Origin of the sequence: Gemmatimonas sp. (genome assembly GCF_044344655.1) — a bacterium.
Classification (GTDB): domain Bacteria; phylum Gemmatimonadota; class Gemmatimonadetes; order Gemmatimonadales; family Gemmatimonadaceae; genus Gemmatimonas.
In genome coordinates this window covers 1-20,081 of record NZ_JBIJCN010000052.1, presented here as the reverse complement: position 1 = coordinate 20,081, position 20,081 = coordinate 1, and the positions used below count along the sequence as shown (strand labels likewise).

The following is a 20,081-nucleotide window of genomic DNA, read 5'->3' as shown; positions in this document are numbered from 1 at the left end:
GCGCGCGCATGGCGAGCGCCAGGTCGTCGGCGAGCGCGGCGATCTGGCGGACCTTCACCCCGGCCGCCGGTTCGATCTCGAATTGCGTGACGGTGGGACCGGTCGTGCGACCGACGAGTTCCCCCTCCACCTTGAACGTGCGCAGGGTGCTCAGGAGTTTGTCGCCAGCCGCGTCGAGCTCCCGACGACCCTGCTCCGGGTTCTTGACGGTCGGCGCCGTGAGCAGCGTGGTGGGCGGCAGATCGTCGCTGAAGAGCGCGGGCTCGGCGGTGGCCTCGAGCGCCGCCTCCACGGACTCATCGCGGGCGCTATCCTTGCCCTTGCGCCCCTTCCGCTCCGCGCGCGCCTCACTAGCTGCACCAACCGTCGCGGCCGCGGCAGCGGCCGCGGTAGCGGCAGCGACCGGCGGCGCGACGGTGTCGTCCTCGGGCTCGAGCTCCTTGCGCTTCGAGCGAGGGGCCGACATCGCGAGCACGTCACGCGCGAGCGCGGGATCGATCGCCGGCATCTCCTCCGGCGGCGGCTCGAGTTGCTCGGCAAGCGTGGGGAGGCGACTGGTGGCACGCGCGGCCTCGTCGGGGGCGCCGGAGCCGATCAACAGCCGGATGGGATTCCAGCGAAGCGTGGCCACCGTGAGCGCACTGGAGGCGAGGAGGAAGAAGATCCACGCGCCGGCCGCGCCAAACCCCTTGCGGAGGTAGTGGGCGCAGAAGGTGCCCCACAGGCCGGCGAGTTCCGACGTGGTCGGCTCGCCCCCCAGCGCCAGCCCGATGGCCACCGGCACGAGCATGACGGTACCGGCGAACAGCAGGATCCAGTCGCTGGCATCGTCGGCGCGCTTGATGCGCCCGAACATCGCCAGGGCAACCACCATGCAGCCAACGGCCACTATAACCAACCCGGGAATGCCGACCGAGGACACAAAGACGCACCGCGCAATTGTCCCGGCAGGGCCGAAGGGCCCCGAGGCATCCATGCAGGCCGCGGACCCCGGTACCGGGTGCTGAAAGATCAGTGCACCCAGCAGAAAAACGGAGAGCAGACTCAACCCGATGGCGCCGAGCTCACGACGCAGCAGCTGTTTCTCCATCACACCTCCGGCTGATTCCGCGTGGGGATCGACGGTCGCACGGCAACGCGCCCTTTCAACGATGCGCCTCGATCACCACCATGCCTCGATTGGCCACGCCGGCGGGTAGCAACCATGCCCCGCCGTGCAGCACCTCGATTCGCACTTACGTGGGTTCCTTGAGGAGATCGGCGCCCTCGAACTCGAGCCACTTCGTGTGCACCTTCCCCGCCTGGAAGCCGGGATGCTGCATCACGCGAGCGAGAAAGGGCATGGTGGTTTTGACCCCCTCCACGACAAAGCTTTCGAGCGCAATCTGCATGCGCTTGAGGGCCTCCTCGCGGGTGGCACCCTGCACAATCAGCTTGGCGATCATTGAGTCGTAGTACGGCGGCACCGTGTAGCCTGCGTAGGCATGCGTGTCGATGCGTACGCCGGGACCACCGGGCTGATGGAATACCTCAAGCTTGCCTGGGGACGGCTGAAAGTTGCGGGCCGGATCCTCGGCGTTCACCCGGCATTCGATCACGTGCCCCCGGAAGGGTGGCAGCTCCTTGACCGACAACGGCAACCCCGCCGCCACACGGATCTGTTCCTTGACGAGGTCCACGCCGGTGAGCTGCTCCGTGACCGGATGCTCGACCTGAATGCGTGTGTTCATCTCCATGAAGTAGAACGAACCATCCTCGTCGAGCAGCATTTCAATGGTGCCGGCCCCAACGTAGTTGATCGCCTTCGCCCCTCGAGTGGCCGCCTCCCCCATGCGCTCACGCAACTCGGGAGTCATGACCGGGCACGGGGCTTCCTCAATGAGCTTCTGGTGGCGCCGCTGCACGGAGCAGTCGCGCTCACCGAGATGGATCACGTTCCCGTGCGTATCCCCCATCACCTGGAACTCCACGTGCCGTGGACGCTCGAGGAACTTCTCTACATACACATCGCCGTTACCGAACGCCGAGAGTGCTTCGGAGCGGGCGAGCTGGAAGGAACGGAGGAAGTCATCGGGGTCACGCGCCACGCGCATGCCCTTGCCACCGCCACCGGCCGCGGCCTTGATGATCACGGGGAAGCCGATCCCGCGCGCGAATTCGAGCGCTTCCTCGGGATCCTCCACAGGACCGGGGGTGCCGGGAACAATGGGCACGCCGCACTCCTGCATGGCGCGTCGCGCCGAGGCCTTGTCGCCCATGACCCGGATTTGTTCCGGGGTGGGGCCAATGAAGGTGATCCCCGAGGCGCGGCAGGTTTCCGCAAACTCGGCGTTTTCAGCGAGGAAGCCGTAGCCTGGATGAATGGCGTCGGCACCCGTGATCTCGGCGGCGGCGATGAGCCGCGGAATCTTCAGGTAGGAGTCGCGCCCCGATGGGGGCCCGATGCACACGTCATCGTCCGCGAAGCGGACGTGCAGCGACTCGCGGTCGGCCTCCGAGTACACGGCCACCGTCTGAATGTCGAGCTCACGGCAAGCGCGGATGACGCGGAGGGCGATTTCCCCACGATTGGCGATCAGGACCTTTTTGAACATCCCCTATGGTGGCGAGGCTGCGCCTGTACCGCCAGCCCTTTACACCGCGCCCCGCGGGATATTATCGCCCCCGCATCGCTGGGGGCCCGCGCGTACGCGGCGCCGATCAGGAAGCGTTGCTCCCCGGGCTGAACCCCGGGCTGAACCCCGGGCTGAACCCCGAAAATGCGGTGTCGCTGGCTCCGTCCACCCCCTCGACCCGCAACGCAAACTCCGAGGGGTTGGTCGCGTGGAGCAGTGCATTCTCGTAAGAAATGACGCCACGCGAATACCAGTTCATGAGCGACTGGTCGAAGCTTTGCATGCCGTAGGCGACCGAGCCCTCTTTGATCAGGTCGGGAATGCTGAGCGACGCCGAGAGGTCCCGGATCTGGTCGCGCACGGCTTCGGTGTTCACGAGAATCTCGCAGGCCGGCACCCGCCCTGGCTGGTCCGCGCGAGGCACGAGACGCAGCGACACCACGGCCGACAGCGCACTGGCGAGGGCGAAACGGACCTCGTTCTGCTGGTGCGGTGGATAGAACGACAGGATGCGGTTGATGGTCAACGTGGCATCGGTCGTGTGGAGCGTGGACAGTACGAGGTGGCCTGTCCCGGCGGCCTTGAGCGCGACCTCCAGCGTCTCGAGGTCGCGAATCTCGCCGATCATGATCACGTCGGGGTCCTGCCGCAGCACCCGACGCAGCGCCTGCGCAAAGGAGGCGGTATCGGTACCGACCTCACGCTGGTTGATGTGGCAGCGCACATCGCGATGCACGAACTCGATCGGATCCTCGATCGTGATCACGTTGGCACTGCGGCGCTCGTTGATGTACTGGATCATCGCCGCGAGTGCGGTGCTCTTGCCGGAACCGGTCACACCGGTCACGAGGACCAGACCGCGGGGCGTGAGGGCGATCTGTTCCAGCACCGGTGGCAAGTCGAGATCGCGCACACTCGATGCCGCATGCGCGATGGCGCGCATGGCGAAGGCGACCGTCCCCTTCTGTTGGTACACATTCACCCGAAAGCGCCCGATCCCGGGAACATTGACCGCGAAGTCGGACTCGTGGATCTCCACGAAGTCGCGCCGCTGCGCCGGCGGCAGCAGCTGCTCAGCGAGGGCCCGCAGTTCCTCGGAGCGCACGGGCGGCAGATCGAGGGGGACGAGGTCTCCGTGTAGCCGCAGCGTGGGTGGCCGCCCCACCTTGAGGTGGAGGTCGGACGCCCCGTCCCGCACCATCCGCTGCAGCGCGGCCTTCAGATCAAGGCCGGTGGCCGGAGTTACGCCAGGAGCGGCGCCGCCAGTGACGGCGCCGGAGACCATCTCCATGTGTCCCCATCTCAGCCGGTCGGATCGATGCGGAAGAGCACCTGGCCATACTCGACGGCGTGCGCGTCGGTCACGTTGATCTCGCGCACCACCCCGTCGAACTCAGCCTCGAGCTCATTCATGATCTTCATCGCTTCGATGATGCAGACGATCTGGCCCTTCCTGATGCGATCGCCGACCGACACGTACGGCTTCGCACCCGGCTCGGGCGCCGAGTAGAAGGTCCCCACCATAGGCGACTTGATCTCGAGGGCCGCAGACTTCGGCGCCTCGGCCTTCGGCGCCGCCGCCCCCCCTTCATCGACAGGACGCGCCGCAGGCGCGGCAGGCAACACGGGAGCGGCCATCGGCACAGGAGCCATGGCGGACGCCATCGTGACGGCGGCGGCGCGCTGCTGCGGGCTCTTCGAGATACGGAGCTTCATTCCCTTGTCCGAGGAAATCTCGATGGAATCCACCGTGGAGCCGTCGAGCATCTCGATCAGCTTCTTCACGTAGCGCAGGTCGATCATGGCGGGTAAGGCTGGGGAACGTGCGCGGCCCGTGAGCCGACGCACAATTGATCAGGCGATTTCAAGGAGGTGCCGGGGGAAATGCGAAAGCACCCGCCCCCCGGTCTCCGTGATGAGCACGTCGTCCTCGATTCTCACCCCGCCCCACCCCGGGCGATAGATGCCCGGTTCGATGGTGACCACCATGCCGGCGGCGAGGGGAGCTTCGACGGAACGGGCAAGGCGAGGCGCTTCGTGCACTTCGAGACCAATGCCATGGCCAAGCGAATGCCCGAATGCGTCACCATACCCACGATCGGCAATGTAGTCTCTTGCGACGGCATCTGCAGCCATCCCCCGCAATCCGACCCGAACCGCACCCGAAGCGCGCACGTTTGCCTCACGCACGATCTCGTAGACGTCCCGTTGCTCATCCGAGGGGGGGCCGAGGATCACGGTCCGGGTGATGTCGGAACAGTAGCCGTCGGCCACGGCGCCGAAGTCGAGCAGCACGAAATCCCCGGTCTGAAGCACCCGATCGGCTGCGCGCGCGTGGGGCAACGCGGAGCGTGGTCCTGAGGCCACGATGCTGGGGAACGGAAAGGCCTCGCTCCCCTCGTCCCGAAGGCATCGCTCGAGGACGCCGGCTACCGCCGTCTCGGTCAGCCCGGGGTGTATTTGCTTGAGCGTCCGCTGCAAGGCGCGCTCGGCCATCCCGACCGCGCGCTCTATGCGCGCCACCTCGTCGGCGTCCTTCACGGCGCGTAGCGTTTCCACCAGGTCGGCGGTGGGCCGCCACTGCCAGCGGCTTCCCTGTTCGAGGAGGCGCGCAAAATCCCGATGCAGGAGGTGCGCCGATTCGAACCCCACCCGCTCCACACCGGCGGTGCCGGCGATGGTGGGCCATAGCCCGGCCCAGAGATTGGTGGGCTCGATGCGGATGGTGGCCCCGCCCCGCACTTCGTCGGCGACCTGCGCTTCGTAGCGAAAATCGGTCAGCAGCACGCACTCAAGCGCGGTCACCAGCAGCAGCGCATTGCTCCCCGAAAATCCGGTGAGATAGCGGATGTTGGGCAGCGAGGACACGAGCAGCCCATCGAGGTCGGCGCGTCCCATGGCGTCGCGGAGATCGGCGAGCCGTCGCGGGCGCAGGTCGGGGTTGACATCAGCGCTCATCGCGCGATGCGCTGCGCTCAGGGGCGGCTCCGCAATGTGCGCACAAGGCCGCGGAGCGCAAATTCATAGCCGTCGGCGCCAAGCCCGCACACCATGCCAACCGCTGCGCTGGCGAGCATGGAATGCCGACGCTCCGGCTCCCTAGCGTGAATGTTGGAGAGGTGCACCTCCACGAACGGGAGACTGGTCGCACTGAAGGCGTCGCGAAGAGCGAGACTCGTATGACTGTATGCCCCGGCATTCACGACCACCCCGGCCACTTCACCGCGCCACGCATGCACCTGGTCGATGAGCTGCCCTTCGCCGTTCGCCTGGTAGTGACGAAGCTCCACCCCGAGCGCGGTGGCCACCGACGCGAGGTGGGCCATAATGTCCGCCAGCGTCGCCGTCCCGTAGACCGACGGCTCCCGCGTGCCGAGAAGATTGAGGTTGGGCCCGTTGAGTAGTCCGATGATCACGAGTTACCGAGCCCCTTGAGCCAGTCGGAGAATTGTGCGAGGTCGTCCGCCGCCCGCGGCGGTGGCGGCGAGGGCTGAGTGGTGCCCGCGGACGTGGTCTCGGCGGGGAGCGTACGCGCCGGAGGCGCATGCCGTCCCGAGGCCGCGGTGGGCGCGCTTGGCTCCGGAAAGTAGCGATCGAAGGAGAAGGCACCGGCGGGCGCCGCCATCGGCATCGGCACCGACCCGCGTACGGGCGAGGGCTGCCGCCCCCCCGCGTCAGCCGCCGAGGGCTCACGACGCTCGCGGCCGAAGAAGGTGACCGGGAGGCTCTCGGGGCCGGCCGCGCGGTCGACCTGATTCGGCGCAAACGCCTGGGCCAGTGCGCGTGCGGCCGTGTCGTCCCGGGGAGGAGCATCCCCCCCGAAGAGGGCTGCCAGCGAGGTGGCTGCGGCCACGGAGACGGGGGGCGCTCCTGGCGCCGCGAGAGGCACGGCATAGGGTGGCGTGCGGCGCGACACCCGACGCGCCGCAAGCGCGGTGAAGCGCTCCCGCGCGGTGTAGGTGGGCGGCATGGTCGACGCCGGCGGCGCTTGGGTCTCGCGCAAAGCCGCGAGCCGCGCACTGAGCAGCGGGTCATTGGGGCGACGACGAACCAGTTCCTCGTAGACCACAACGGCGCGATCGGTGAAGCCCTGCGCCACCAACAACTCGCCCATCGTTTCGGTCACGAAGGCCGGCGGCGGATCGATGTCCGGCAGCAGCCCTTCCGGCTGCACCTCGGGCTGCAGGTCCGGCGATAGGGCCGGCGGGGCGCTGGCGGCGGCGCTGGCGGCGGCGCTCACCATCGGGACGGCCGCGACGGACAGCTTGGAGGTGGCCGCCGTCTGATCCCCCAACGTTCCCCCCCCCGCGGCTGCGTCCACTGATGCTGTAGTAGCTGGGGCGTCGGGTGCCGCCTCAGGGCCCCGGACACCAGGCTCCGGCGCCGGGAGGGGGAGGCCGACACGATCCAGCGGCTCCCGACCGAACGCCTCGACGGCCTCAGCCGGGAGAGCGATCGACACCGGCCTTGCCCCTCGTGCCGTGGGCACCCGCTGCATCAACGGCGCCGTGTCCGGCCACGACTCGGCGGTCAGCCCCGCCACGAACTGCGCGTCGAGATCCTCCACGGCCGCGTCGGATGCGCCCTCGGGGTGACCGAGGGGGGCATCAGCAAAGGCAAACGGATCGTCGACCGCGGCCTGTGCCGAGGGCTCGGTGCGCAGCGGAGCAATGGCCGCCACCGGCGCAGGCGCCGTCCCAGACGCTGACGCAGCGATGTTGACCGAGGCCAGCTGGTGCGCGATGTCGTCATTGCGTGGGTCGGTCTCGAGTCCCCGCTCGTACCAGCGCCGCGCTGCGGCCGGGTCGCCCTGCTGCCGCGCGATGTGGCCAAGGTGGTGCAGCGCAATCAGATTTTCGGGGTCCAGCACCAACGCCTGTTCAAAGATGCGGCGTGCCGCATCGAGCTCCCCGCTCTCGTACAGCGTTTGACCGAAGACGATATACCCGCTCATGTGACCGGGTTGCTTGGGCAGGTACTCGCGGCACAGCGCGATCGCCTGCGACCGATTCCCGGCCTTCCGGAGTTCGTTGGCCAGCGGCGCAAAAAAGCGCCGCGGGTTGTCCTCGAACTTCTTCCGGAGCTCGTCGATCCGGGCGGCAGTGCTCATGCGTGCGGTGCCCTCAAGGTGGTAACCCGCGTCGTGACCGCCGTCACACCACCGGCATCCGGCGGGGCAAAAGCGGGGTGGCTGGCGACGTGATGGAATGCATCGCTCGCCGACGGCGGGAAGTCAATTGCAAAGGGGTGCGGGGAAGTCGTGGCGTGTCTTGCCTTTAGCTGAACGCGGCCGCTAGGTTTCCGGACTCTGCGGTACACGCCCATCTCTTGGGGAGGTGCGTGTGCCTTCCCGTCTGCCCGTTTTTCCGACCGAAGGAGTCACGCCCCGTGCTGCAATCGATGCGGAGCGCCGCGAAGTACATCTGGATCATTCTCATCGTGGCGTTCGTCGGCAGCTTCCTGCTGTACGAGACGTCGGGTCTCGCCGGTCGCGCACCGGTGACCACGACGACGTCCATCGCCACCGTGAATGGTGAGGAGATCCTCCTGACCACGTGGCAGAATGCCGTCAGCGCTCTCGAACAGCAGCGCCAACAGCAGCTGGGTAGCGCCATCACCCTCGACGAACGGCAGCAATTGGAAGACCGTGCCTTCGACGAGTTGGTGACTGAGGTGCTGCTGCAGCAGGAATACAAGCGTCGGGGCATCACGGTCACTGACGACGAGATTCTTCAGGCGGCACGCATGGCGCCGCCGCCGCAGGCCACGCAGTCTCCTGATCTGCAGACCGACGGCCAGTTCGACATGCAGAAGTACCTCCGCCTCCTTTCCAGCCCCATGGCCCGCCAGTCGGGCATGCTGGCCGGTCTCGAGGCGTACTACCGCAACGAGATCCCGAAGCAGAAGCTCTTCGATCAGATCGCGAGCGGTGCATATGTGTCGGACGAACGTCTCTGGCAGGTGTATCGCGACCGTCACGACAGTGCCACGGTGAGTTACGTGGTGCTGCGTCCGGAGTCCCTCACCGACACGAGCGTGACTGTTGCGGACGCCGAGATCTCGGCGTTCTACGAGCGCAACAAGAAGCGTTTCGAGCGTCCGAGCCGAGCCGTCGTTTCCCTGCTGTCTGTGCCGCGTGCCGTGACGGCCGCCGACTCGGCCGACGCGAAGAGCCGCATCGACCGTCTCCGCGCGGAAATCACCGGCGGCGCCAAGTTCGAAGACGTGGCCAAGCGAGCGTCGGCCGATTCCGTCTCGGCGGCGAACGGTGGATCGCTGGGCAAGGGGCCGAAGGGTCGCTTCACGCCCAAGTTCGAAGATGCGATGTACGCGCTGAAGGTGGGCGAACTGTCGCAGCCCGTGCTCACGCCCTTCGGCTGGCACATCATCCGGGTTGATGAGAAGAAGGGTGACACGCTCGACGTGCGCCACATTCTCGTGAGCATTGCCCAGAGTGATTCGAGCGCCACCCGTACCGATCGTCGTGCAGACTCGCTGGCGAGCAAGGCCGGCAGTCAGGACGATCCGAAGCTGTTCGACGAGGCGGCGAAGCTCCTCGGCCTCACGTCGGCCTCGGTGGTCGTCATCGAGAAGGAGCCGCTGTCGTTCGCCGGCCGGTATGTCCCGAGCGTGAGCGCCTGGGCCTTCTCCGGCGTGCAGCCCGGCGAGACGAGCGATCTCTTCGACGCTCCCGAGGCGTACTACCTCGCGCGCGTCGATTCGATCACGAAGGGTGGTCAGCAGCCGTTGTCGGCCGTGAAGGAGGACATCCGTCGTCGTCTCGCGCGCGAAAAGCGCGTGGAGAAGCTTCGCCCCCTTGGCGAGCAGCTCGCGCAGGCCGCGAAGACGGCGGGGCTCGAGGCGGCCGCCGCCCAGAAGGGGCTGCAGGTCGAGACGTCGGCGCCGTTCACGCGAGTGGATGCCGTGCCGGCAATCGGTCAGTTCACGCAGGCCGTCGGCGCTGCGTTCGCGGCACCCCTGGGTCAGGTGGCCGGTCCGTTCAAGGCGCTCGAGTCGATGGTCGTGATGCGCGTCGACAGCCGGACGGAAGCCAACCGCACGGCCTTCGAGGCCGAGAAGACGGTCCAGCGCTCCCAGTTCCTGCAGGCGGCTCGTCAGCAGAAGGTCGATGAGTTCCTCACCAACCTGCGCGGCAGCGTGAAGGTGGAGGACCGCCGTCCGGACGTCATGGCCGCCCTGCGCCGCCAGTCGGACGGCTGATCGACGCGCTGAAGCCACACCGCTTCGCAGTCCAACGCCCCCGTGAGCCACGCTCACGGGGGCGTTTTGTTGGCACCAGGCGGCGGATCTACGCGGCGCTGGGCCTAAAAATGCTGCGGGGAACCACCCTGTTTTGTGGCCCCGCTCCTCACTGTCGCCCCCTTCACTTACTGCATCAGGCGCTTGGGCTCCGGTCGCTCTTCCTCGCGCACGGCGGCAACCGGCGTGCCCGGCGCGATCTGCTGCTCCGCGCGCGGGGGCTCGGTGATCTGACGCTGCGCATCGCTGAGGTTGCGCTTGAATTCGTTGATCCCCTTGCCGAGGGAGCCGGCGATTTCCGGGATACGCTTTGCCCCGAACAGAAGAAGCACGATCACCAGAATGATCATGATCTCCATGAAACCGAAATTCTGTAGACCCATGGGAAACGCTCCTAGAAGAGGGACCGCGCGATCAGGTAAGCGATCAGGACCCCGAGCAGACTCAACAGGGAGACATCGAGGGCGACCGGTCCAACGGCAAATTTCAATATAATCAGGTCCACGGGAAGTGGCCCGATGGCAGGCGTTACACCGGTGGTCAGGAACTCCTTGACGGCGCCGGCCGGGAGGAACCGCCGGGCGATCTGGGTCAGGAGACCACCGCTGATGAACCCGGAGGCAAGGACCAACAGGTGAAACACCGGTCGGTGTTTAGACGGTCCCGTGGCCATTACCAGCGACGCTCCACAACGTACCCGATGGCATCCATCAGCGACGACTTGGACGGGCCTTCTGGGAGCTCCGCGAGCGCCTCCTCGGCCTCGCGCGAGTACTGATCGGCGCGACGGCGGGCATAGTCCAGCCCACCGTGCGCCTCAACGATCGCCACCACCTCGGCGATGGCCTCGTCGTCGGGCTCGGGGGACGCGAACAACGCATCCACGCGCTGGCGCGCAGACTCCGGCATCTCCCGGAGCGCCGCGATGAGGGGCAGCGTGACCTTGTGCTCCTTGAGATCGAGGCCGCTGGGCTTGCCGGTCATCTCCTGCTGTTCCGTGTAGTCGAGCAGGTCGTCCGCCACCTGGAAGGCCATGCCGAGGCGTTCGCCGTAGCGTGCGAGCGCCTGGCGATGGCGCGGCGCGCCGCACTGGGCACCCACGTCGCACGCGGCCATGAACAGCGCGGCCGTCTTGGCGCGAATCAGCGTTTCGTAGTCGGACTCACTGAAGGCGAGCGCATCGTACTGGGCGAGCTGACGGATCTCGCCGATGGTCATGTCGTTCGAGGCGAACGTGATGGCCCGCATGGCCTCCAAGTCCCCGATCGTCACCAGCTCCCGCAGGGCGCGCAGGTAGAGATAGTCGCCCATAATCACCGATACCTGATGGCTGAACAGTGCATTCAGCGTCGGCATCCCGCGACGGAGCACGGAGTGATCCACGGCATCGTCGTGGACGAGCGTGGCGAGGTGAATGAGCTCGATGATGGCCGCGAAGCTGATCGCCTTACGGGGCGACTCGCCCTCGACGCTGCTGGAGAGGAGGAGGAGCGTGGGGCGGAAGAGTTTCCCCTTCATCCCCATGAGGTGCCCCTGCACATCCTGCACGAGGGGAACGTCGGCCGACACGATACGCCAGAGCTCCTCTCCGACGGCCGTCAGATCGGCGCGGACAGGGGCCTGAATATCACGTAATGCGGCAGCCAGCGCGGACGGGGTCCGCGTGGAAAGCGTCATCGGTGTGCCTGCTCGAGTGCCGCCAGACGGGCGGCTACGTCACGGAAGTTGATGTCGGTCGCGTACACGCGCTGATAATAACCACGGGCCTCATCCCTGCGCTGCAGGGCCTCGCAGGAATATGCGAGAAGGTAAAGCACACCGACACGCTGGTCATCGTCCAGCCCAGGCTCGAGAAGGGCCCGGGCCAGGACCGTGGCGGCGACCTGGTGTCGGCCCTGCTCCACGAAACATTGCCCCAATGCCTCGTACGCCGATAGTCGGTGGGGGCGACTTCTCACGGCTTTCTGGAACTCCGCGATCGCATCATCGAGGAGCCCCATTTCCTTGTAGGCCACGCCAAGGTCATAGTGGCTCTCGTAGTCGTCCTCACCCAGCGAACGCGCGACCCCCTCCTTGAAGTGCCGGAGCAGCACGTCGAAGTCGGCCTGCTCGTCCCCACTGATGGCGGGTTCCCGCATGCGCATCCGCGTGTCGTTCGGGGGGCCGTCGTCCGTCAGCCAGCCGGCGAGATCCACGAAGCGGTCGTCCGGACGTGCGACCGGCGGCGGCGGTGCGGCGGTTTCGACGTCCCCGTCCGATTCGCGGCCAGACAGCTCGGGCCCCACCAGCGGATGGGGCGGAATCGCGGCCTCCGCTGAGGCGCCCCCGCCCCCCCAGGTACCATGCTCCACGGCGTCCGCGGGGCGCGCTACCGCCGTCGGCCCTGCCCCGCGCACGCCGGCGTGGACGGCCGGGTCGTCCAGGACCAACGGCGGCAGTTCTCCCACAAGGGTGAAGTCGTGGGGATCGAGACGGAACGTGGGGTGGCTCGGCGTGCGTCGTGCCTTCCCGGTGTCGCGCGCCCCCTCCAACGGCGCCGCCGGCCGACCGATCCACTCGAGCGCGGCGCCCACAGGCCGCAACGGCTCCGACACCGCGCCGTAGTCCACATCGAGGAAGACGAGATCCTGCGACGGTGGGTCCAGGAGCACCGCGCTGCTGTCTGGGGGAATCTGACGATCGGAGCGCATTGCCGAACGCCAGCGAGGTAGCGTGATCCCTGAACGCGCGGCGAGATCGTCGACCATGCTACGTACCGCGCTCAACTCCGGCATCAGGTCGGCCACTTCGGCCAGCGCCCGGAGGCCCTCCTCGACACGGCCACCTTGTTGCATGCGGGTGGCATACTCGAGGAAGTTGCGGGTGGCATCCCCACGCAGCCCCTTGCGCGCGGCAATGCGCCCGAGGGTGAAATAGACGTTGGCACGCCCAGGCGCGTTGCGCAGAATCTTGTTACAGAGCGCAATTGCGTTGTTGAACAAGCCGACAGCGGCGTAGTGCTCGACGGCGCGCTCATAGTAGGTAACGGCATCGGGCACGCGGCCCTGACGCAGCGCGAGATCCCCGACCTTGTTGAACAGCGCCACCTCCACGTCTTCGCCGGCCGCCTCACTTTCCTCGATCGCCTTCACGTACGACGCGATGGCACGATCGACCTGATTCAGCTGCTCGAACTCAGCCGCCTTCTTTCGGTGCTTCGCGGCGATAGACATGACGTCGAGACCGGCTTCCGTTTGGACGAGAGGTGACGCCCGGCACCTGGACGCCCCGAGCCGCGGTCCACTCAACGTGGCAGCTGCCGCGGACTACCGACGGCTCAGGGCGTCACACGACACGCGCGACCACCACTCCACGAGCCGATACAAAGACGCTTGCCGAAGGAGAAAGGCAACGCCCGCTCAGCGCTCAGTGGGCGTGACCGTCGCCATGACGTCGCGCACACGCGAGGTCAATCGCAGCGGGGCTTGCGCCTCCCCGCGGCAGGCGTAGAAGCACGCGTTACAGTCGATCGGTTCGTAGCCGCGATACGACTCCCACGGTCCATCCGGCTTGAAATCCGGGCAACGCCGCACGTGCCCCTGTGGGTCGATGTGGATCGTGGTGGAGCCACTGTGACAGGGCTCGGTCATCTCACCGCGTACGTAGCGCGGAATCTGCTCGAGGTAGTAATCGGAATTGGTGATCACGCCGGCGCGCTTCCGCTTGAAGGCGAGCAGCGCGTCCACCACGCGCTGCACCTCGGCCGGATTCACATCCTGCAGCAGGTGGTCACGATTGCCGTTCTTGAGCGCCGTGTAGACGGAGAAGTTCACCCCACCACCAAGCGCCGCCGCCTTCTCCACGATCGGTATGATCTGGTCGAGATTGTCGTTCTTGATAACGGTATTGAAGCGCACGCCACCGATCCCGGCGCGCCGCATCCGCGGGACAAGATCGAGGATCTTGTCGGTCAGCCCGGGAATCCCCCGCGCTTGATCGTGCCGGCTGTCGAGGTAGTCCAGCGAGATGTTGAACTGGTCGACCCCCGCATCCCACAATGACTGGGCCCGTTCCAGTGACAGCATCCCGGCATGCGTAATCAACTGCACGTAGGTGTAGCGTACCGCGCCGCGTACGGCCCGCACGATATCCTCGAGATCACGCCGCAGGGTGGGCTCTCCGCCGGTGAACGTGATGAGCATCGGACTGAAGTGGCCGGCAATGCGCGCAAAATCTGCCACTTCCCGGTGCTTCTCGCTCGCCGGCGTCTGCCAGTAATCACAAAAGCCGCAGCGTGCATTGCAGCGCATCGTGACTTCGAAGTTCAGCAGCACCGGACGGCGCCGCGCGCGTAACCATGCGTACTTCGCAAGAAAGATCGGCACGTGATAGGGCCGGTATCGACTGGACAGCATCAGCAGCCCTTCATCGTTCAAGCATGGGAAGGTGCACTCCCTCGTCGGCCACGTTGGCCTGTCCGGTAAACCGTGCGTCACCGGTCCGCACTCAACGCCCCTTGCGCTGTAGCAACGGCACATTGCCCCCGCCCTGCACGGCAGTCGGCGAGCTCAGAAGTTGCCCGACCGGTACGTCTGGCGGTCGTAGTTGAACTTGAGGTCAGGCTGAGCCTTCAGCGCGATGAAGAAGTTGAAGGCGAAGTTACCACTTTGTGTCTGCGAGAACGAAAAGACGGCATTCCAGTCGTGCAGCTGACGCTGCAGCCCGATCTGCTGGCTCGCAAACCGCGCCCGTTCCACGTCATACTGCGTGGTCCATTGCGCTGACCAGTTGCGCGTGATCCCAAACGACATGTTGGCATTGACGCTCTGCACCGGGGGCTGTCGGACGAACGGGGCGCCAATCGCGCTCTGCCCACTCCCCAGACCGGTGGGAGGCGAGGTTTGGGCATTAAGGAAACACTGCTCGAAGGCGGCGATTCCCTGCGTCCGATACGGCTCGCACAGCTTGGTGGGATCGTTGTCGATCACCAGACCATTTCCACGCGGGGCACGCTGGCGAGCCGCGTTGTACTGCACGCTGAGGTTCCATCCCTGAGACGCGTCCGGCAGCGACATCTGCATGCCGCGCATCGCACCACCGCCGGCCGCGTTCATCTGACGGTTCATGCCATCCTGCATGGCGTCGCGTGGCATCTCCGTCGAGAGGCTATCGGTGAGGTTGACGTCACGACCGAGCAGCTTGGCAATGAACGCGAACAGCCCCGACTTTCGATTGAGCGAAAACGTGACGCCCATGTCGGTGCGGTAGGGATCGAAGGTCGCCGTGTCGGACATCGGATCCCCCTGGAAGAGGTCCCACGACGTACGGAAGTCGAGCCCGGGCAGCAGATCCGTCCGGCCACTGAGCGAGAACGTACGATCCGTAAACCCGTTGCCCGTGGTATCGGCACGCACGAAATCGTAACTGAGTGACGAAAAGTTGAGCGACAAGAGCTTGATCTTGCGTCCTTGCGCTTCATCACCCGAGTCGACAGGAGCGCGCAGCTTGGCCTCGAGGTTCGTACTCAGCGCCAGCGACAGGCGGTTTTGCGTGAGCGCGCCCAGATAGCCCACCCGCGTGCGACCGATCGCCTCCAGGTATTCATCGCTCACCGAGGCCGTGGGCGAGAAGCTGTAGCTGAGCGCCGGGGTGATCGAGTGCCGGAGCTTCGCCACCGGTCCGAGCCCCGGCAGCGTCGCGTACAGGGTGGGCGATGAGCTGATCGCGTAATTCAGGCGCTTCGACTGCGACACCCACTTGCCGCCGCTGCGCTCGGTGCGCACGAACAATCCGCCGGCATCCACATTCTGCACGGAGATACTCGGCGACACGTTCCAGGTGCCCTGAAAGAAACGCGGCAGATTGAACGACGTGGTCCAGTCCACGTTGGTCTCGAAGGTACGCGCAAAAACGCGGGTGACCCGCTGCGACGTATCGCGTACGCCGATGATCTCACGCTGTTCGGGATAATCGCGGTACTGTTCGGTGACCGTAAACGAGTTCTGCCACTGGAAGTCCCACAGCTTGATCGGCGTATCGAAGCCGAATTGCATGTTGCGGCGGCTCGCGTTGAATCGGGCGCTATCCACCCCACCGCCGGTCCGCTGGTTGTACACGAAGGGGAACTGCAGCCCCTGGTCGATTCGGTCCGACCCGGAGACGGCGAGCCGCAGCGACGGCGTCCACGCCACGGGACCAGCCTCGAGGGTCCCGGTCGTCACGTTGAGCTGCGGGAAATCCATGTCCACCTGAGGACGCCCCGGATACTGCACACGCGATCCGCCCACGTTGATGGAGGCGGGGCCAATCTTGGTCTGATAGTTGAGTTGTGAACGGATCGTCGCGTTGGCGGCGACCGGATTCACCGTGGTGTTGCGCTGGATCTGCGTGTTCTGCACCCAGTTGAGGCGCGCCGTCAGCTTGGTGTTCCGCGAGAAGTCCTGGTTGTGGTTCCAGGTCCAGGAGGTGTTCTTGGTGCCATTGTTGAGCGCCATGTACGACACCGCCATTTCACCGCTGACAAACCGGTCATTCCATCGATACCGGAGATTGCCATTGCTACGGAGAAAGCCGGGATCAACACTGGAGGTTCGTGCCCCTGACCGCCAATCGAGCGACGCCTCGGCATTCATGTAATCGCTGATGGCGAAGAAGTAGCCGATGTTCTGCACACTGCGGCGATACGACGGGCTGTTGCGAAACAACTCCGCCACGCCGAAGTTCGGCGTCAGCATGCCGCTGCGGCGGCCCGTGCGGACGTCTTGGAAGAAGAAGGGGATCCAGAACACGGGTACTTCGCCGATGTAGAGGACCCCCGGACGCGCCACCATCACGTTTTGCGAGACGAACTTCATGTCCCGCGTGGTGAAGTGGAAATGGGGTTCGGCGTGATCGCAGAACGTGAACGACCCGTTCTTCGCAAAGACGATGTGCCGCCCGCTCACCAGGGTGTCGGAGATGATCCGGCTGCTCTCCGCGGTCAGGAAGAGGCGCTGACCGCTTACCACCGACGTGGAGAACGCACCGGTCGTCCCTTGCCGCGTCTCGAGGTCGTATTCGATACGCCCATTGGCCACGAAGTCGTCCGCGTCCTGCGCTTCGGGATCCCGGAGCAGCACGGTGTCGCCGGTGGCCACCACGCGTTTGGTGGAATCGTCGTAGGCGATGGAGTCGCCCGCCAGCATTGTCTCCTCCCGCTGCACCAATGACGGCTTACCCTTGAGCACGAGCAGGCGCGACGCGGCATTGAATTTCATGGTATCGCCCTGATAGCGGACCTTGCGATACCCATCCTTGTCGAGGAGCGCGCGCATGGCCGAGTCGGGGGTGGCCCACTCAACTTGGCGGGTATCCTTCGACAGGGTGCGCGCCGTGTCTTCGGCACCGGCGCTACCGGCGCCGGACTGCCCGGCGCGCGATGTAGGCTGCGGCCGCGCCTGCCGAGCCTGCGCCTGCACGGCGCCTGCGGTCAGCGACAGCCCACCGAGCAACGCGAGCCCAGCGCGCCACCAACGGCGCCCGGCGTGCCGCGCGATCACGCGCCCCCGACGGAGAGACTCCGCTCGCGCCGGCGGGCGATCAAACGGGAAACGGTGATCGACACTTCGTAGAGCGCGTAAAGCGGGACGGTCAGCAGCAGCAGCGACGTGGGATCGCTGCCTGGCGTGATCACCGCCGCGGCGATGAGACACCCGACGGCGGCATGCCGGCGGAACTTGGCCAAGTACTCCGGCTGCACGATGCCCAGCGCCGAGAGCAGCGCAATCACCACCGGCAATTCGAACACCGCGCCAAAGGCGAGACACATGGACATGATGAAGCCCACGTATTTGTCGACGGTCGGCATCACCTGCACCACATCGCTCTGGAAGTTCATGAAGAAGGCGAGCGTGACCGGCACCACGTACTTGAAGGCCAGCGTCATGCCCATGAGAAAGAGCAGCGCAGCACCGACCAGCGCGGGAATCACGACCTTCCGTTCGTGCGAGTAGAGCGCAGGCGACAGGAATCCCCAAATCTGCCACGCGATCACCGGAGAGGCCATAATGAGGCCCAGCGTGATGGCGGCATCCATGGCGATGTCGAACAGATCACCAGGGTGGGTGACAATCAGCGGCCCCTTGAGGTAGGGGCGAATCGGTTCGGACAGCAGCGCCACGACATCGACCTGCTTGGTGAAGATCAACACAAACGACAGCCCAATCCCGATCGCCAGGGCAAGCGCAACCTTGAAAAGACGCCAGCGGAGTTCCTCGAGATGCTCGAGGAACGGCATTTCCGCGGGGAGGCTACCAGCCATGCGACGAAAGTCCGAAAAGGTGCGACAGGATCAGCGGAGTGTCTTCAGCGTTTCCGCGGCCAGCTCGGCTTCGTCGCTGCGCGGATAGCGCGAGACGACCTGCTCGAACAACTGGCGCGCCTGCGCCGTGATCCCCTGCTTAAGGACCAGCTGAGCGCGCTTGTAGAGGGCCGTGGGGGCTTTAGGCGACGTCGGATACGCACTCACCACGGCGGCGTAGGCGGCGTCGGCCGCCGGGACGTTGTTTTCCTTGGCGAGTGATTCGGCAATCCAGAACTGCGCATCGGAGGCGTAGTCGGACTGCGGATAATTCGTGATGAGTTCCTGAAACGTAGTGCGCGCCGTGGCCGTGGCGCCGCGCAGGAGTTGGTCACGACCAGTGGTGTACAACTGATTGGGGCCCGGGAGCACGGTGGTCGTATCGACCGCCGGCGGGAGTGGTGACGATGCGGCGCGGCCCCCACGCGTGGGCGCGGTGGGCTGCGGCTCCGCGGGCGCCGGTGCTACTACTGGCAGGGCGTTGCGCGCCTCCATTTCCGCGCGCAGGCGGGCGATGGTGGCTTGACTCTGCCCGAGCAAGGTCTGGACCTGTAGCAGCTGCTCACGTACCGCCCGCATGCCTTCGCGCACGTCCCCCTGCAGGCCGACCGTGCGCGCGCTCACCCGCGCCAGCGAGTCGCTGGCCAGCTGAATCATGCGCTGCGTCTGCAGCAGGGCGTCTTTCTGCTCCTGCTGGGCCTTGACCAACTCCGTGCGCAGCGTGGCGATATCGGCCTGCACGATGCGCACATCGCCGCGCGTTGCAAAACAGCCCCCCGTGGCCGCGAGGGCCACGAGGGGAAACAGACGCCACACGCGGCGGGGGAAGCGTTGGAACATGGCTGGTCTCCGGTGTGGTAAGGCGGGTCAGCTGGCGGGCTTCAGCGTCTCGCCGCCGGCCGTGATCTCGAACTCATCACGACGGTTCTTCGACCACGCTTCCTCGCTCGATCCCTGCACCGAAGGACGCTCACGACCGAAGGAGGACGTTTCGATGCGCGCGGCATCGATGCCGCGGTCGGTCAGGTAACGCTTGGCCGCTTCGGCGCGGCGACGGCCGAGGGCGATGTTGTACTCATCGCTGCCGCGCTCATCGCAATGACCAGCCACCCGGATGCGGAGCGACGGGTTGGCATTCATGATCGCGATCTTCGCATCGAGCGAGGCACGGGCCTCGTCGCGCAGCTCGTCGGCGTCGTACTCAAAGAAGATCGTCTCGAGGAGCCGCAGGCGGGCGGCCGCGACCTTCTCGTTGTAGGCGGCCATGGTATCGACCGGCGTCGCCCGCGGCGTCGTGCGCTCGGGGGCACGCTCGGCCGGCGGGTTCGGCGCCGGCGTGGGGGCGGGAACCGGCTTCTTCTTGCAGGCGCCGAGGACCAGCGACGTGGATACCAGGACCATCATCACACGAGAGCTACGCATCATGTCAAAAGGCTCCGGAGCGGGAGGGGAGGAGAAGGTGGAGAAAACGCCAGAGAGTTACTGCGCCAGCAACCGCGGGGACCACGCGGCCAGACGTGTTTCGGGACCGCGCGTGAGCTGTCGCACACGACCGGTCTCGATGTCCACGACCCACAACTGCCGCACGCCGCTGCGATTGGAGGTGAGCACGAGATGCCGCGAGTCCGGCGCCCAAGACGGGTCGTCGTTACGGCCATCGTTGGTCACCTGTCGCACCGACTGATCACGAAGGTTGATGGTCATGATCTGGAAGGTCCCGCCATTGCGCGACTGAAAGGCCACCAGACGACCGTCTGGCGACCAGTCCGGCCCCGCGCGGTAGTCACGATCGCCAAAGGCCGCGGCCGTGAGCAATTCCACGTTGGTTCCGTCCAGATCGCTAATATAAACCTCAGGGTGCCCCGAGCGATCGGACATGTATGCCAGAC

The 20,081-nt window shown here is 66.0% G+C and carries 18 protein-coding genes; 1 reads left to right on the top strand and 17 read right to left on the bottom strand.

All coding sequences use genetic code 11. The features are described from left to right. The 7 genes from ACIQ51_RS12310 to ACIQ51_RS12280 form a co-directional block, all read right to left on the bottom strand. Positions 1-1,090: DNA translocase FtsK (locus ACIQ51_RS12310; protein ID WP_396205348.1), on the bottom strand; the 1,090-nt coding region annotated here is incomplete at its 3' end. 145 nt (positions 1,091-1,235) lie between these two features. After that, a complete protein-coding gene (gene accC, locus ACIQ51_RS12305) occupies positions 1,236-2,594 on the bottom strand; it encodes an acetyl-CoA carboxylase biotin carboxylase subunit (RefSeq protein WP_396205347.1) in 1,359 nt (452 codons plus the stop codon). Between the two features lie 106 nt (positions 2,595-2,700). Further along, complete coding sequence (locus tag ACIQ51_RS12300) at positions 2,701-3,906, bottom strand: type IV pilus twitching motility protein PilT (RefSeq protein ID WP_396205346.1); 1,206 nt, start codon at positions 3,904-3,906, stop codon at positions 2,701-2,703. A gap of 11 nt (positions 3,907-3,917) precedes the next feature. Beyond that, a complete protein-coding gene (gene accB, locus ACIQ51_RS12295) occupies positions 3,918-4,418 on the bottom strand; it encodes an acetyl-CoA carboxylase biotin carboxyl carrier protein (RefSeq protein WP_396205345.1) in 501 nt (166 codons plus the stop codon). Positions 4,419-4,469: 51 nt separating this feature from the next. Beyond that, complete coding sequence (locus ACIQ51_RS12290) at positions 4,470-5,573, bottom strand: M24 family metallopeptidase (protein WP_396205344.1); 1,104 nt, start codon at positions 5,571-5,573, stop codon at positions 4,470-4,472. Positions 5,574-5,590: 17 nt separating this feature from the next. Continuing rightward, entirely contained in the window at positions 5,591-6,031 is a 441-nt protein-coding gene (gene aroQ / locus ACIQ51_RS12285) for a type II 3-dehydroquinate dehydratase (protein ID WP_396205343.1), read from the bottom strand. Next, positions 6,028-7,725, bottom strand: a complete 1,698-nt coding sequence (locus ACIQ51_RS12280; protein ID WP_396205342.1) for a tetratricopeptide repeat protein — start codon at positions 7,723-7,725, stop codon at positions 6,028-6,030. Before ACIQ51_RS12280 ends, aroQ begins: the two co-directional genes overlap by 4 nt. Before the next feature lie 278 nt (positions 7,726-8,003). Here ACIQ51_RS12280 and ACIQ51_RS12275 point away from each other — a divergent pair, with 278 nt between their 5' ends. Further along, the gene (locus ACIQ51_RS12275; protein WP_396205341.1) at positions 8,004-9,836 is read left to right on the top strand and encodes a peptidyl-prolyl cis-trans isomerase; all 1,833 of its coding nucleotides are present in this window, start codon (positions 8,004-8,006) and stop codon (positions 9,834-9,836) included. 167 nt (positions 9,837-10,003) lie between these two features. Here ACIQ51_RS12275 and ACIQ51_RS12270 read toward each other — a convergent pair whose 3' ends face one another. From ACIQ51_RS12270 to ACIQ51_RS12225, 10 genes are all read right to left on the bottom strand, one after another. After that, positions 10,004-10,258 (bottom strand): twin-arginine translocase TatA/TatE family subunit, encoded by a 255-nt coding sequence (locus tag ACIQ51_RS12270; RefSeq protein ID WP_396205340.1) that lies wholly within the window; start codon positions 10,256-10,258, stop codon positions 10,004-10,006. An 11-nt stretch (positions 10,259-10,269) separates the two neighbouring features. Next, the gene (locus ACIQ51_RS12265; RefSeq protein WP_396205339.1) at positions 10,270-10,506 is read right to left on the bottom strand and encodes a DUF4321 domain-containing protein; all 237 of its coding nucleotides are present in this window, start codon (positions 10,504-10,506) and stop codon (positions 10,270-10,272) included. 41 nt (positions 10,507-10,547) lie between these two features. Next, a complete protein-coding gene (locus ACIQ51_RS12260) occupies positions 10,548-11,552 on the bottom strand; it encodes a polyprenyl synthetase family protein (protein WP_396205338.1) in 1,005 nt (334 codons plus the stop codon). Continuing rightward, positions 11,549-13,087 carry a tetratricopeptide repeat protein gene (locus tag ACIQ51_RS12255; protein WP_396205337.1) on the bottom strand — a complete coding sequence of 513 codons (1,539 nt, stop codon included), beginning with the start codon at positions 13,085-13,087 and terminating at the stop codon, positions 11,549-11,551. Before ACIQ51_RS12255 ends, ACIQ51_RS12260 begins: the two co-directional genes overlap by 4 nt. Before the next feature lie 186 nt (positions 13,088-13,273). Further along, a complete protein-coding gene (locus ACIQ51_RS12250; RefSeq protein WP_396205336.1) occupies positions 13,274-14,269 on the bottom strand; it encodes a radical SAM protein in 996 nt (331 codons plus the stop codon). Positions 14,270-14,422: 153 nt separating this feature from the next. Then, the gene (locus tag ACIQ51_RS12245; protein WP_396205335.1) at positions 14,423-17,392 is read right to left on the bottom strand and encodes a putative LPS assembly protein LptD; all 2,970 of its coding nucleotides are present in this window, start codon (positions 17,390-17,392) and stop codon (positions 14,423-14,425) included. Continuing rightward, on the bottom strand, positions 17,389-18,153 hold the full coding sequence (gene tatC, locus ACIQ51_RS12240; RefSeq protein WP_396205334.1) for a twin-arginine translocase subunit TatC: 765 nt from the start codon (positions 18,151-18,153) through the stop codon (positions 17,389-17,391). Before tatC ends, ACIQ51_RS12245 begins: the two co-directional genes overlap by 4 nt. Positions 18,154-18,183: 30 nt before the next feature. Further along, positions 18,184-19,032: a tol-pal system protein YbgF gene (gene ybgF, locus ACIQ51_RS12235; protein WP_396205333.1), complete on the bottom strand. Its 849-nt coding sequence runs from the start codon at positions 19,030-19,032 to the stop codon at positions 18,184-18,186. Positions 19,033-19,059: 27 nt separating this feature from the next. Then, positions 19,060-19,617, bottom strand: coding sequence for a peptidoglycan-associated lipoprotein Pal (pal, locus tag ACIQ51_RS12230; RefSeq protein WP_396205332.1), 558 nt, complete (start codon positions 19,615-19,617; stop codon positions 19,060-19,062). A 54-nt stretch (positions 19,618-19,671) separates the two neighbouring features. Continuing rightward, a partial coding sequence (locus ACIQ51_RS12225) for a TolB family protein (protein ID WP_396205331.1) occupies positions 19,672-20,081 on the bottom strand: 410 nt, incomplete at its 5' end.

What these genes read in the sequence shown, in the direction of transcription:
- ACIQ51_RS12300 (WP_396205346.1), bottom strand. Translation starts at nt 3,906, where the DNA reads ATGGAGATGGTCTCCGGCGCCGTCACTGGCGGCGCCGCTCCTGGCGTA.
- ACIQ51_RS12280 (WP_396205342.1), bottom strand. Translation starts at nt 7,725, where the DNA reads ATGAGCACTGCCGCCCGGATCGACGAGCTCCGGAAGAAGTTCGAGGAC.
- ACIQ51_RS12255 (WP_396205337.1), bottom strand. Translation starts at nt 13,087, where the DNA reads ATGTCTATCGCCGCGAAGCACCGAAAGAAGGCGGCTGAGTTCGAGCAG.
- ACIQ51_RS12250 (WP_396205336.1), bottom strand. Translation starts at nt 14,269, where the DNA reads ATGCTGTCCAGTCGATACCGGCCCTATCACGTGCCGATCTTTCTTGCG.
- accC (WP_396205347.1), bottom strand. Translation starts at nt 2,594, where the DNA reads ATGTTCAAAAAGGTCCTGATCGCCAATCGTGGGGAAATCGCCCTCCGC.
- ACIQ51_RS12270 (WP_396205340.1), bottom strand. Translation starts at nt 10,258, where the DNA reads ATGGGTCTACAGAATTTCGGTTTCATGGAGATCATGATCATTCTGGTG.
- ACIQ51_RS12260 (WP_396205338.1), bottom strand. Translation starts at nt 11,552, where the DNA reads ATGACGCTTTCCACGCGGACCCCGTCCGCGCTGGCTGCCGCATTACGT.
- tatC (WP_396205334.1), bottom strand. Translation starts at nt 18,153, where the DNA reads ATGGCTGGTAGCCTCCCCGCGGAAATGCCGTTCCTCGAGCATCTCGAG.
- ACIQ51_RS12290 (WP_396205344.1), bottom strand. Translation starts at nt 5,573, where the DNA reads ATGAGCGCTGATGTCAACCCCGACCTGCGCCCGCGACGGCTCGCCGAT.
- pal (WP_396205332.1), bottom strand. Translation starts at nt 19,617, where the DNA reads ATGATGCGTAGCTCTCGTGTGATGATGGTCCTGGTATCCACGTCGCTG.
- ybgF (WP_396205333.1), bottom strand. Translation starts at nt 19,032, where the DNA reads ATGTTCCAACGCTTCCCCCGCCGCGTGTGGCGTCTGTTTCCCCTCGTG.
- accB (WP_396205345.1), bottom strand. Translation starts at nt 4,418, where the DNA reads ATGATCGACCTGCGCTACGTGAAGAAGCTGATCGAGATGCTCGACGGC.